Genomic DNA, 13,808 nt, shown 5'->3' on the forward strand with positions numbered 1-13,808 from the left:
TTATTTACTAGATTTATTTTAAGCTACTTTTTCAAGTTTCTTCATGATAGAGAAGATGAACAGGGCTGATAACAGACAGCATACGATCAATACACTCCATACCATCCACAGTTGCATGCCACCCCACAGATAACCGATAATGGCAACCAGATAGTTACCGATAGCCGTAGCTACGAACCAGCCACCCATCATCATACCTTTATACTTGGGAGGAGCTACTTTCGACACGAAAGAAATACCCATCGGAGAAAGCAACAACTCTGCAAAAGTCAATACGAGATAAGTAGAGATCAACCAGTTGGGAGAAACCAGGACATCCGGGCTAATACCTGCTGTTTCCACTTCTTTCGGAGTAGGCAATCCCATAGAGCCAACAGCCAGAATCAAGAAACCACAGGCTGCAATCACCATACCGATACCGATTTTACGGGGTGCGGAAGGTTCTTTCTTTCTCTTGGCCAAATAACCAAAGACAGCCAAAGAAACCGGAGTCAGAGCCACTACAAAGAACGGATTGAACTGCTGGAATATTTGAGGAAGGATTTCTACGGTTGAATCCATGGAAGAATAGCTCCACGCCAATATACCCAATGAAGCTAGCACAGCAACACCTGCAATCGCTTTACCACGACCTGTTTTGGACTGGAAAAGAGAGAATGCACCATAAACGGCAATAATGACAAGAACCAGATTCCATACATCGAATCCAAGACGATCAAGTCCAGTCACGGATTGAGTCGTATAGTCACGTGCAAAGAATGTCATTGTCAAACCATTCTGATGGAATGCCATCCAGAAGAAGATAACCACAGCAAATACAAGCAACAAAGCAACAATACGTTCTTTCGTCTGTGCCGGAGTCAATTCCGGTTCATTATTGTTGTTATTTACAGCTTTAGCCTGCTTGGAGTTATAATCCGCATGTTTGAACATGGAACGGCAGCACACATAGATTGCCATTGAAATAATCAGAGAAATACAGGCTACGGCAAAACCATAGTTATAGGCTTCTGACAGTTTCTCAATATAGATATTACAGAATGCGGCTGTATCACCGGCAAAGCCTTGCGCAGCCTGCAATCCGCTAAGGGCGGCGTTTCCTTCCGGAGTAATAGTTCCGTTAAGGAATTGATGTGCCAATGAAGGAATTTGAGCGTTATAAGTAAATCCTGCACCACCTAAGATATAGTTGGTAACTTTGGTTGCAGCCGTCGGAGCAAATAAAGCACCTACGTTGATTGCCATATAGAATAAGCTGAAAGCAGTGTCGCGCTTTGAACTATATTCCGGAGAATCATAGAGGTTACCTACCATTACCTGCAAGTTTCCTTTAAAGAGTCCTGTTCCGCAAGCAATCAGAAACAGTGAACCGAACATCATCATCTTACCGGTGAGACTCGCTGCCGTAGGAATCGCCAGCAACAGATAACCGATAAACATGACAACGATACCGGTCGTCACCATCTTACCATAACCACACTTGTCAGCCAAGATACCGCCAATAAGAGGCATAAAATAAACTGCTGCCAGAAATGAACCAAAAATTGTAGAAGTCTCTGCTGCTGTGTAACCAAATTTCGCTTGTAAGAAAAGTGTAAAGATAGCAAGCATCGTGTAGTAGCCAAAACGTTCGCCCGTGTTAGCCAAGGCTAAAGCGTATAGCCCTTTCGGTTGTCCTTCAAACATATAAACTAGAATATTAGATTAATAAAATTGATATTTTCTGCAAATATATACTTTTTTTAATTCATTCAAAGAATATGCAGTCATATTTGCTCTATAAATAATAGGATTTATTCCTCAAATAAACGACAAATTTCCGCCCGCGATTCGCGAATCAAATCTGCCGGAGCCAATTTTATCTGAAGTCCCCGAACTCCGGCACTGACATAGATATACGGAAATTGCCGGCAAGTTTCATGAATATAGGTAGGAAAATGTTTCTTCATGCCGATAGGAGAACAACCACCCCGGATATAGCCGGTAAGTGGAAGAAGTTCTTTCACAGGTATCAAATCGCATTTCTTGTTACCGGAAGCTTTGGCTGCCAATTTTAAATCGACTTCGTGTTCGCCCGGGATGACGCAGACAAAATATCCGCTCTTGTCACCGTGAAGAACGAGCGTTTTGAATACTTGCTCTATGTTCTCGCCTAAGTTTGCTGCTACGTGAACGGCGCTCAGGTCATTTTCATCTACTTCATAGGGAATTAGCTCATAAGCTATTTTCGCCTTGTCCAGCAGCCGTGCGGCATTCGTTTTATTGATTTTCATTTTCGTTGTATTTATAAGGTATACTATGATAAGTGCCAACCCGCCGGAGACTGTCCGGCAAGTTGGCACTTTATGATTCCGATTAAAGTCCCAGTTCTTCGCGAAGAAACTTAGGTGTATATCCTTTAGGGCTCTTCGCAACTTCTTCGGGTGTTCCGTAGCTAAGGAGTTCTCCCCCGCCCTTACCACCTTCAGGCCCCATGTCGATGATATAATCCGCCATTTTAATCACGTCCAGATTATGCTCGATCACAATTACCGTGTTACCTTTGTCTACAAGTTTGTTCAGGACGCCCATCAATACACGTATATCTTCAAAATGGAGTCCGGTAGTCGGTTCGTCCAGGATATAGAGGGTCTTGCCAGTATCTCTTTTGGAGAGTTCCGTTGCCAGTTTCACACGTTGACTCTCGCCGCCGGAAAGAGTGGTGGAAGATTGTCCTAACTTGATATATCCCAGTCCGACATCCTGTATGACTTTGATTTTATTCAGGATTTGCGGTACGTTCTCGAAGAATTCTACGGCACGATTGATTGTCATATCCAGTACATCGGCTATGGATTTCCCTTTGAAACGGACTTCCAGTGTTTCCCGGTTGTAACGTTTGCCGTGGCAGACTTCACAGGGCACATAGACATCCGGCAGGAAATTCATTTCAATAGTCTTATAGCCATTCCCCGTACATGCTTCGCAACGACCACCCGCAACATTAAAGGAAAAACGCCCCGGTTTATAACCGCGAATCTTCGCTTCCGGCAATCCGACAAACAGGTTACGGATATCCGAGAATACACCGGTGTAAGTGGCAGGATTGGAACGGGGGGTACGCCCCAGTGGAGACTGGTCGACGTTGACCACTTTATCTATATTTTCCAATCCTTCAATAGAATCGTATTCCAGAGGATCCTGCAAGGAACGATAGAATTTCTGCGAAAGGATGGGTTGTAATGTCTCATTAATTAAGGTAGACTTTCCACTTCCCGATACTCCCGTTACGCAAATCAGTTTTCCCAATGGAAATTCGACAGAAACATTTTTCAGGTTATTGCCTTTCGCCCCTTTCAGCCAAATAGATTTTCCGTTTCCTTTTCTGCGTTTGGCGGGAACTTCTATCTTCATTTGTCCATTCAGGTATTGGGAAGTCATTGTGTCGGTCTTTACCATCTCCTGCGGAGTTCCGGCAAAGACTACTTCTCCACCCAGGCGACCGGCTTTCGGCCCCATATCAATAACGTAATCGGCAGCCAACATCATATCTTTATCATGTTCCACTACAATCACGGAGTTTCCCATGTCACGGAGTTCTTTCAATGAATTGATAAGACGCAGGTTATCGCGTTGATGCAGACCGATACTCGGCTCGTCAAGAATATAAAGTACATTCACCAACTGGGAGCCGATTTGCGTTGCCAAACGGATACGCTGGCTCTCTCCACCGGAAAGGCTGACAGAACTACGGTTCAACGCCAGGTAGTCCAAACCGACATCCAACAGAAACTTCAAACGGGTACGGATCTCTTTCAGGATTTCCACCGCAATTTTCTTCTGTTTATCGGAAAGGAACTCATCGACTTTCATCAACCAGTCATATAACTCGTTGATGTCCATATTGGCCAGTTCGTTGATATTCTTATCGTGAATACGGAAATGCAACGCTTCCTTATTCAATCGGGCGCCTTTACATTCGGGACAAACAGTTGTTTTAGCAAATTGTTCCGCCCATTTCTGTGCCGTAGCAGAGGCGTCTTTCTCCTGTAACATTTGGATATACTTCACCACACCTTCGTAAGTGACGAAGTAGTCAGAGGAAGTTCCGATCAGGGAACTTTTGATTTTAATCCGTTCGTCAGAGCCATACAGGACTTCGTCAATCGCATCATCGGGTAATTCCTTTACGGGAGTTTTCAATGTTGCGTCGTACTTATCAAGCAGCGCTCCGATTTGCCAGAAAATCATGGCATTCTTATATTTTCCCAAAGGCGCTATTGCACCTTCATAAATAGAAAGATCACGGTCGGGAATCACTTTATCCACATCAATCTGATTGACTACACCCAGTCCTTTACACTTCGGACACGCTCCTTGTGGAGAGTTGAACGAGAAATTATGCGGAGCCGGTTCACGGTATGACAATCCGGTGACCGGACACATGAGACGTTTACTGTAATGACGGATGTTTTCCGACTGGGTATCCAGAATCATCATCAGGCCGTCACCTTGGCGCATGGCAGTTGCCACGCTCTGTTTCAGGCGTCGGTCATCCTTTTCAGTCACCACCAATTTATCGATAACCACTTCGACATCATGGTTCTTATAGCGGTCGAGTTTCATGCCATGCGTTATTTCACGCACTTCACCATCTACACGTACATATAAGTATCCTTTTTTGCGTATTTGCTCAAACAGTTCCCGGTAATGTCCCTTACGGGCACGAACCAGCGGGGCAAGCAGATATATTTTCTTTCCCTTATAATCCTTCAGGATCAAGTCCAGAATCTGTTCTTCGGTATATTTCACCATTTCCTCACCGGACAGGTACGAATAAGCCACTCCCGCACGGGCGTAGAGCAGACGGAGATAATCGTATATCTCGGTCGTTGTCCCTACGGTAGAACGGGGATTTTTATTCGTTGTTTTCTGTTCAATGGAAATAACCGGGCTCAAGCCTGTTATCTTATCGACGTCCGGACGTTCCAGGTTACCCAGAAAATTGCGGGCATACGCTGAAAAGGTCTCGATATAGCGGCGTTGTCCTTCAGCAAAAATTGTATCAAAAGCCAGAGAAGATTTACCACTTCCGCTTAGTCCTGTGATGACAGTCAGACTGTTGCGGGGAATCTCGGCATCAATATCCTTCAAATTGTGTACGCGCGCACCGTACACGTTGATATATTCTGTTTCCTGCATATTCATATCTTCCATAAATGTTGCAAAATTAATGTTTCCGCCCGAAATATGCTCCTAAAAAAGCACAATATTATTTTCTTAACTCAAATCTTATGAAGATATAGGGCATTATTTGTACCTTTGTTCCTTGATTTCAAGAACCAATAGTTATAATTTGATGAAACCGATAAACCGAATATTCTTATTTCTGCTTTTTATAAGCGTTTCATACGCCGTCAGTTATGCACAGGAAAACCAGTCATATTTCTTGCATACCATCGAAAAAGGACAAAGTTTATACTCTATTTCCAAGATGTACAATGTCACTACATCGGATATTATCCGTTTGAATCCCGGTTGCGACGAGAAAATCTATGCCGGACAAACGATTAAGATTCCTAAAGGAAAAGAAAGCCAGAAAGGAGAAACTTTCCATACGATTCAAGCCGGAGAGACTTTGTACAAACTGACAACCATGTATAATGTATCCGCGAAAGATATTTGTGAAGCCAATCCCGGTTTAAGTGCCGAGAATTTCCGTATCGGACAAGTAATCCTGATTCCACAGAAAGAGGAAAAGGAAGTTGCCATGCAGACACCACCGGTTGAGCAAAGCAATATCCAAGGCCCTGTGGTTCCCAGATGCAAGGATATGCATAAGGTGAAACGCAAAGAAACTATTTTCAGCGTGAGCCGTGAATATGGCATCAGCGAACAGGAATTGATTGCCGCCAATCCCGAATTGAAAAAGGGAATGAAAAAAGGACAGTTCCTTTGTATCCCCTACCCGGCAGCAACTACCGTACAGCCTACTCAAAAAGAAGATCCTTATGCTATTCCACCGAGCAACAGCGAACTTTTCCGTAAGAGCAAAGAGACTCCCAAAGAGATGTCTACCATTAAAGCTGCAATAGTGCTGCCTTTCCAGGAAGACAAACGTATGGTGGAATATTACGAAGGATTCCTCATGGCAGTAGATAGCCTGAAACGCACTGGTACTTCGCTCGATTTATATGTATATGATAGTGGTAAAGATGTTTCTACCTTAAATACGATTCTTGCCAAAAACGAGATGAAGAAGATGGATGTAATCTTTGGCCCGATGCATCAGAACCAAATTAAACCTTTATCTGATTTCGCAGAAAAGAATGATATCCGTCTGGTGATTCCTTTCTCACAGAAAGGTGAAGAAGTATTCAACAATCCTGCCGTATATCAGATCAATACGCCACAATCCTATTTATATTCGGAAGTTTACGAGCATTTTACCCGTCAATTTCCTAATGCACACGTTATCTTTATCGAGCCGGCAATTGCCGATAAGGAGAAAGCGGAATTTATCAGCGGTTTGAAGCAGGAACTGAAAAGCAAGGGAGTCTCGATGCAGACAGTCAACGAAAGCGCTACGAAAGAGACATTAAAGGCAGCACTTCGTAATGACAAGGAAAACATCTTTATTCCAACATCAAGCACGAATGTGCTACTGATCAAGGCACTACCACAATTAACTCTGCTGGTCAGAGATAATCCCGAACAAAACATTCACTTATTCGGCTATCCGGAATGGCAAATTTACACTAAAGACCATTTAGATAGTTTCTTTGAACTGGATGTATATTTCTACTCTTCGTTCTATACAAATACATTATTCCCGGCGGCTGTGCAATTCACCAACAACTACCATAAATGGTACAGCAAGGATTTAACAAGTAAATTTCCAAACTATGCTATGCTTGGATTTGATACCGGTTTCTTCTTCCTGAAAGGATTGTCACGCTATGGCTCGGAACTTGAAAATAATCTGCCTAAAATGAATCTGACTCCTATTCAGACCGGATTCAAATTCCAGCGTGTGAACAACTGGGGGGGATTTATTAATAAGAAGGTGTTCTTCATACGTTTCACTAAGAATTTTGAATTAGTAAAACTAGACTTCGAATAATACGAAAATGATAAAGATAAAACCATTTTTGATCGCAGCACTCCTGCTTACAGGTTTTACTCTGCCTGCTACTGCCCAAATCGGAGAAGCACGAAATAATTTTTCTGTGGGTATCAACGGCGGCGTCAATCTGAACAGCGCTTCTTTCACTCCGACCATCAAGCAAAATAGCCTGATGGGTATTACCGGCGGATTGACAGCACGATATATTTCCGAAAAGTATTTTGCCATGATTTGCGGTGCACAGGTCGAACTGAACGTCTCGCAACGAGGTTGGGATCAGTTATTCGAAACTGTATCATTGGATGCCAACGGATATGAAGTGACTTCCAAAGACCCCACCAAGACATATACCCGCAAAATGACTTATGTCGACATTCCCTTTCTCGCCCATCTTGCTTTCGGACGAGACAGAGGATTGCAGTTCTTCGTCCATGCAGGGCCTCAAATCGGCTTTCTGATAAGTGAATCCGAAACAATAGACGGGATAGACATGAATAACTTGTCAAATACCCAGAAAGCAGTATATGGCGTCAAGATTCAGAATAAATTTGATTATGGTATTGCCGGCGGTGGCGGCGTGGAACTCAGAACAAAGAAAGCAGGTAGCTTCATTGTGGAAGGACGTTATTACTTTGCCCTGTCCGATTTCTATAGCACTACGAAAAAAGATTATTTTGCACGTGCGGCACATGGCACGATTACCATAAAGCTCACTTACTTATTTGACTTGAAAAAATAAAGCACCGCTTTAGAGGTCAAAAAGCACCGCTTTAGCATGACTAAAGCGGTGCTTTTTGTATCAAATATGAATGCTCAAATTATCGCAATCTATCTGCGGCTTTTACCATTACTTCATCCCGTCCGATAGCACGAATCGCCAATATATTAAGGATAATAGAAATAAGCGGCAAGCATAGCGCCCAACCAATACGGAACAAGTTCGCGTCATTCTTCAATGCAAAATAAAAAGCAAGGAAGGCGATGTAATAACCCACCAACAGCAGGCTATTGAAAATCGTCATACGAATCTGCAACATACGGTTCTTAAACAAGAAGATTGTAGCGGCAGCCACCAAGGTGCTGAGCATCAAAATACCAAACAATCCCCACGTGGACTGGAAAGCACCGTTTACACCCATTCCCAAAGCCTTAAAGGGATGCTCTCCCATTGTATCAATAAAATAGCCCATCGGCAAGCACATTGCCGTAATCAGCAATCCTGCAACAATCAGTAAATAAACTGTTTGAATCCGTTGAATCATAAGTTTTCTTATAGTAGTTAAGTTAAACAATAATAGCCAAGCAATAAGGAGCAGGGATTATCATCCCACTTACTACTTGACTATCAATCTTTTCGTCAGAAAATAGATTACTGAAGTTTTTCCTTTTCCTTAGCAGGATTCCTATAATATATTTTCCCTTCGATGTATTCTTGCGTAGCAATCAAGTCCGGTTTCGGCAATTTCTCATAGTAACGAGAAATTTCGATTTGCTCCCTGTTTTCAAATACCTCTTCCATGTTATCGGTATAAGAAGCAAACTCTGCCAATTTCTTAGAAAGATCACTTTTGATTTCCACACTGATCTGATTAGCACGCTTACCAATAATGGCAACAGTTTCATAAACATTCCCTGTATCAGAGCAGAGTTCCATCATGTCACGAGTTACTGTTGTAACAGGAGCATTCGTCTTTTTGTAGTCCATAAATCTATTTAAATTTAGTCTTTAATTACTTTCTGTGATTCATTGAATATTCTTTCAGCCTCTTTCAAGTACTTGCTTTCAGGGAATTCATTCTTAAAAGCATAATATTCATCAACCGTTTCACGGTAACGATCCATCTTCTTGTCTTCCACACTATAAATAGCCATCTCGTGTCTTGCACGCAGAATCAAGATAGATAGTTCTTCGCGATAATCTGTATAAGGATAATCTTTCAGGGCATTCTGTGCCGTGATGACACAAGACTCATAGTTGTTACCCATGTAATTACCCAAGTTATAGTATAGTCTGGCCGAATAAAGCTCTTTCAGCACCAGCTTGTCCTGCAAAGCGAAAATCATATCCTGTGCTTCCTGCTTCTTTGTGCTGTTCGGAAAGTATTCCATGAACATCTGCAACTGCTGGATAGCCTGATAAGTGCTTGATTGATCCAAACGTGGTTCCGGAGTATCCAGGAACAATGCCTTACCTGCATGGAAACGTGCCAGTTCAGTGAAAGTACCACGTGGATAGGTGTTGAAATAGGTGATAAATGTCTGGGCGGCCGTCTGATAATCTTTCTGATTATAGTAGCTCATTCCCAGCATATACAAAGACTCTTCCGCCTTGTCCGTTCCTTTCAGAATGGTGATTAACTCATTCAACAGAGTAGCCGAACGGTTATACTGTCCTTTCGCAAAATAGTTTTTGGCGGCTTCGTACTTGTATTCGTAATCGGTGCTTTTCAGCAATTTATTATACTCCCCACATGACGTAAGAGTGGCTGCCGCAAGCAAAGTTATAATGATATTTTTCTTCATCCTATTTAAAATAATGCGCAAAGTTACTTATTCGCCGGGAATTTAGCAATTAATCTATGTTTTTTAATACATAAAAGGCGTTAAACATCGACAAAAGGGGAGAAAATGACGGTGAATTGCGGGTGATAAACCGTAAACGGGGTCAATAAACAATAGTGACGGTATATGCCCGGGATAGTGACGGTATCGTTATCATATAGTGACGGTATCCTTACCGGATAGCGTCACTATTTTTTCCACGTTGCTATATTTACAGTTTATACAGGTCGCTTGCCGCCAGCAGATCGACTTTCTTGTCTTTCAGCACCTCGATACATTTATCCAGATTGCTCGGACGAATCACTACGTTAGCGATATTGTTATTGGCAAACGAATACATATATTCGATAAAGACTCCTTCATCGGATAAAAATCCCAGTACCTTGGCCAAAGCGCCCGGTATGTTGGGGCAGCTAATGCCGACCACATCGGTCACATTCACTGCAAAATGATTATCTTTCAAAGCTTTATATGCTCTATCCGGGTCGGATACTATTCCACGCAAAATGCCGAAATCAGCATTTTCTGCGATGCACAAGGCGGAAAGGTTGATATTCTCCTTCGCCAGCACTTCAGTCACTTCCGTCAGACGGCCTGACTTATTTTCCAAAAAGATAGAAAGTTGTTTTGCTACCATGATCGTAAAGTATTATATGTAAGTTCAGGTATTAAATTTTTCTGTTATCAATCACTCGTTTCGCTTTGCCTACGCTACGTTCAATGCTGCGCGGCTCTACCAGTTTCACGTTGACTCCCAGTCCGAGCACACTTTGCAGACGTCCCGCCAGTTTCTTCTTCAAGGCCAGCATCTTGTTTATCTCGTCAGAATAGAATTCAGGACGTACTTCCACCTGAAGTTCCATGGTGTCGGTATTGTTTGCACGATCTACTATCAGCAGATAATGCGGTTCGAATTCAGCCATTTCAAGGATAACGGATTCAATCTGTGTCGGGAATACGTTCACACCGCGGATAATCAACATATCGTCACTACGTCCCAAAATGCGATCCATACGTACCAATGTACGGCCACAGGAACATTTATCGTGATGCAAGGCGGTCAAGTCACGCGTACGGTAACGAAGCAACGGCATTCCTTCCTTCGTCAGATGGGTAAATACCAATTCGCCTGTTTGTCCGGGTTCTACCGGTTGCAACGTATTCGGATCAATAATTTCAGGGAAGTAATGGTCTTCATTCAAGTGAGTGCCCTGTTGGCATTCACATTCATAACCGACACCGGGGCCGGCTATTTCACTCAAACCATAAATATCGTAAGCTTTGATACCGAGTTTCTCCTCGATTTCATGGCGCATATGTTCCGTCCATGGCTCCGCACCGAAAGCTCCTACCTTCAGTTTGAAATCTTCGCGCGGCAGACCGGAATCTTTAATGGCATCCGCCAGATAGAGTGCATAAGACGGCGTACAGCAAAGTACCGTAGAACCGAAATCATGCATCAGGGTTATCTGTTTTTCGGTATTGCCACTGGACATCGGAATAACGGAAGCTCCGATATTTTCGGCTCCGGCATGCGCACCCAGCCCCCCCGTGAAAAGCCCGTATCCGTAAGACACCTGGAATATATCGGAACGGCCTGCACCGTAAGCCGTAAAAGCACGGGATATACACTCCGCCCATGAGGACAAGTCCTTGCGGGTATATCCAACGACCGTCGGCTTTCCGGTTGTACCGGAAGATGCGTGGATGCGTACAATCTGACTCATCGGCACGGCACAAAGTCCGAACGGATAATTATCTCTTAAATCATGTTTCGTGGTAAACGGCAGTTTTACAATATCATCTATGCTATTGATATCGTCGGGAGTAACTCCCATTTCCTGCATCTTCTTCCGATAGAAGGGCGTGTTATGATAAACGTAATCTACAATTTTCTTGAGTCGTATGCTTTGAATCTTGCGAAGACTTTCGCGGTCCATACACTCAATGCTCTCATTCCAAATCATGTGTTTCCGGTATTACTAGTTGTATGAATCTGTTTTTTGATATTAATATGTTGCAAAGTAAAGGATTTATTTGGAAAAATGATTTGTAATCTCGATTATTTTGCCGAATATTGCTCCACTTTTTAGGATTAACTATGAATTTTGAACTAACATCAGCTTACAAGCCTACCGGGGATCAGCCGGAAGCTATTGCGCAACTTACTGAAGGGGTACTTCAGGGAGTTCCTGCACAAACTTTATTGGGAGTCACCGGCTCGGGAAAAACATTTACCATTGCCAATGTAATTGCCAATATCAATAAACCGACATTGATCTTAAGCCATAACAAAACGCTGGCTGCACAGTTGTATGGCGAGTTTAAAGGCTTCTTTCCGAATAATGCGGTGGAATATTACGTTTCTTATTATGACTATTACCAACCGGAAGCCTATTTGCCAAGTAGTGATACATATATAGAAAAAGACTTGATGATTAATGACGAAATCGACAAACTTCGTCTTGCCGCCACTTCCGCCCTGCTCTCAGGAAGAAAAGATGTGGTAGTGGTTTCTTCCGTTTCCTGTATTTATGGTATGGGAAACCCTTCGGACTTCTATAAAAATGTAATTGAGATAGAACGGGGACGCATGATGGATCGTAATGTATTTCTCCGCCGTTTGGTGGACAGCTTGTATGTACGCAACGATATTGATCTCAATCGTGGTAATTTCCGCGTGAAAGGTGATACGGTGGATGTTTATCTGGCATACACGGACAATCTGCTCCGCGTCACTTTCTGGGGAGATGAAATTGATGGCATAGAAGAGGTAGATCCTGTTACAGGTGCCACTATCGCTCCTTTCGATGCTTATAAAATTTATCCGGCCAACTTGTTTATGACTACCAAGGAAGCGACTCTCCGTGCTATCCATGAAATAGAGGATGACTTGACCAAACAAGTGGCATTCTTTGAGTCTATCGGCAAAGAGTATGAAGCTAAACGATTATATGAGCGGGTTACTTACGACATGGAAATGATTCGGGAACTCGGGCATTGTTCCGGTATTGAAAATTATTCCCGTTATTTCGACGGTCGCACAGCAGGTACCCGTCCTTACTGTCTGCTTGATTTCTTCCCGGATGATTTCCTGATTGTAATTGACGAAAGTCACGTCAGTATACCACAAGTCCGTGCCATGTATGGTGGCGACCGTGCGCGTAAAATCAATCTTGTGGAATATGGGTTCCGCCTGCCTGCTGCCATGGATAACCGTCCTCTGAAATTTGAAGAGTTTCAGGAGATGGCAAAACAAGTCATTTACGTCAGCGCCACGCCCGCAGATTATGAATTAATCCAATCCGAAGGTATTGTTGTGGAGCAGGTAATTCGTCCTACCGGTTTGTTGGATCCTATTATTGAAGTTCGTCCGAGCCTTAACCAGATTGATGATTTAATGGAAGAAATCCAACTGCGGATCGAGAAAGAAGAACGTGTACTTGTCACTACGCTGACCAAACGGATGGCGGAAGAGTTGACGGAATATCTTCTTAATAATAATGTAAGATGTAATTATATCCATAGCGATGTCGATACACTTGAACGCGTCAAAATCATGGATGATCTCCGGCAAGGAATCTATGATGTACTCATCGGAGTGAATCTGCTTCGTGAGGGACTAGACCTTCCTGAAGTATCGCTTGTAGCTATTCTTGACGCCGATAAGGAAGGATTCCTTCGCTCCCATCGCTCCCTGACACAGACTGCAGGACGTGCCGCACGTAATGTGAACGGAAAAGTTATCATGTATGCCGACAAGATGACGGATAGCATGAAACTGACCATTGACGAAACGAATCGTCGCCGTGAGAAACAGTTGGCTTATAATGAAGCAAACGGTATTACTCCGCAACAGATCAAGAAGGCCAGAAACCTGGCTGTATTCGGCAATGCCAATTCTGAAGCTAATGAATTGCTGAAAGAAAGACATGCTTACATCGAACCTGCTACACCCAATATAGCGGCCGACCCGATAGTACAATACATGAGCAAACCGCAAATGGAAAAGAGTATCGAACGTACGCGCAAACTGATGCAGGAAGCTGCCAAGAAACTGGAATTTATCGAAGCTGCACAATATCGTGACGAGTTATTGAAACTGGAAGATTTAATGAAAGAGAAATGGGGATAGCTAATC

The 13,808-nt window shown here is 43.1% G+C and carries 11 protein-coding genes; 3 read left to right on the top strand and 8 right to left on the bottom strand.

Annotated features, from left to right (window positions below):
* Positions 1-18: 18 nt before the first annotated feature.
* The 3 genes from BQ7997_RS10610 to uvrA all read right to left on the bottom strand — a co-directional run bounded on the left by BQ7997_RS10610 (position 19) and on the right by uvrA (position 5,181).
* Entirely contained in the window at positions 19-1,686 is a 1,668-nt protein-coding gene (locus tag BQ7997_RS10610) for a peptide MFS transporter (RefSeq protein ID WP_022139281.1), read from the bottom strand.
* A 107-nt stretch (positions 1,687-1,793) separates the two neighbouring features.
* Positions 1,794-2,273, bottom strand: coding sequence for a Cys-tRNA(Pro) deacylase (ybaK, locus tag BQ7997_RS10615; protein ID WP_073346101.1), 480 nt, complete (start codon positions 2,271-2,273; stop codon positions 1,794-1,796).
* Between the two features lie 82 nt (positions 2,274-2,355).
* Complete coding sequence (gene uvrA / locus BQ7997_RS10620) at positions 2,356-5,181, bottom strand: excinuclease ABC subunit UvrA (RefSeq protein WP_073346541.1); 2,826 nt, start codon at positions 5,179-5,181, stop codon at positions 2,356-2,358.
* 157 nt (positions 5,182-5,338) lie between these two features.
* Between uvrA and BQ7997_RS10625 the strand changes: the two genes are divergently transcribed.
* Both BQ7997_RS10625 and BQ7997_RS10630 read left to right on the top strand, forming a co-directional pair.
* The gene (locus BQ7997_RS10625; RefSeq protein ID WP_073346102.1) at positions 5,339-7,102 is read left to right on the top strand and encodes a LysM peptidoglycan-binding domain-containing protein; all 1,764 of its coding nucleotides are present in this window, start codon (positions 5,339-5,341) and stop codon (positions 7,100-7,102) included.
* A gap of 7 nt (positions 7,103-7,109) precedes the next feature.
* Positions 7,110-7,844 carry a porin family protein gene (locus tag BQ7997_RS10630; protein WP_044655033.1) on the top strand — a complete coding sequence of 245 codons (735 nt, stop codon included), beginning with the start codon at positions 7,110-7,112 and terminating at the stop codon, positions 7,842-7,844.
* A gap of 79 nt (positions 7,845-7,923) precedes the next feature.
* On the opposite strand, the gene BQ7997_RS10635 is transcribed toward BQ7997_RS10630, so the two are convergent.
* The 5 genes from BQ7997_RS10635 to BQ7997_RS10655 all read right to left on the bottom strand — a co-directional run bounded on the left by BQ7997_RS10635 (position 7,924) and on the right by BQ7997_RS10655 (position 11,634).
* A complete protein-coding gene (locus BQ7997_RS10635) occupies positions 7,924-8,367 on the bottom strand; it encodes a DUF4293 domain-containing protein (RefSeq protein WP_073346103.1) in 444 nt (147 codons plus the stop codon).
* A 107-nt stretch (positions 8,368-8,474) separates the two neighbouring features.
* Positions 8,475-8,810 (bottom strand): DNA-directed RNA polymerase subunit omega, encoded by a 336-nt coding sequence (locus BQ7997_RS10640; RefSeq protein WP_022139275.1) that lies wholly within the window; start codon positions 8,808-8,810, stop codon positions 8,475-8,477.
* Positions 8,811-8,824: 14 nt separating this feature from the next.
* Positions 8,825-9,628: an outer membrane protein assembly factor BamD gene (locus BQ7997_RS10645; protein WP_022139274.1), complete on the bottom strand. Its 804-nt coding sequence runs from the start codon at positions 9,626-9,628 to the stop codon at positions 8,825-8,827.
* Between the two features lie 250 nt (positions 9,629-9,878).
* Positions 9,879-10,304 carry a hypothetical protein gene (locus BQ7997_RS10650; RefSeq protein ID WP_022139273.1) on the bottom strand — a complete coding sequence of 142 codons (426 nt, stop codon included), beginning with the start codon at positions 10,302-10,304 and terminating at the stop codon, positions 9,879-9,881.
* 31 nt (positions 10,305-10,335) lie between these two features.
* A complete protein-coding gene (locus BQ7997_RS10655; RefSeq protein ID WP_073346105.1) occupies positions 10,336-11,634 on the bottom strand; it encodes a phenylacetate--CoA ligase family protein in 1,299 nt (432 codons plus the stop codon).
* Between the two features lie 134 nt (positions 11,635-11,768).
* Between BQ7997_RS10655 and uvrB the strand changes: the two genes are divergently transcribed.
* Complete coding sequence (gene uvrB / locus BQ7997_RS10660) at positions 11,769-13,802, top strand: excinuclease ABC subunit UvrB (RefSeq protein WP_073346544.1); 2,034 nt, start codon at positions 11,769-11,771, stop codon at positions 13,800-13,802.
* Positions 13,803-13,808: the final 6 nt, after the last annotated feature.

Origin of the sequence: Bacteroides congonensis (assembly GCF_900130125.1) — a bacterium.
GTDB classification, from domain to species: Bacteria; Bacteroidota; Bacteroidia; order Bacteroidales; family Bacteroidaceae; genus Bacteroides; species Bacteroides congonensis.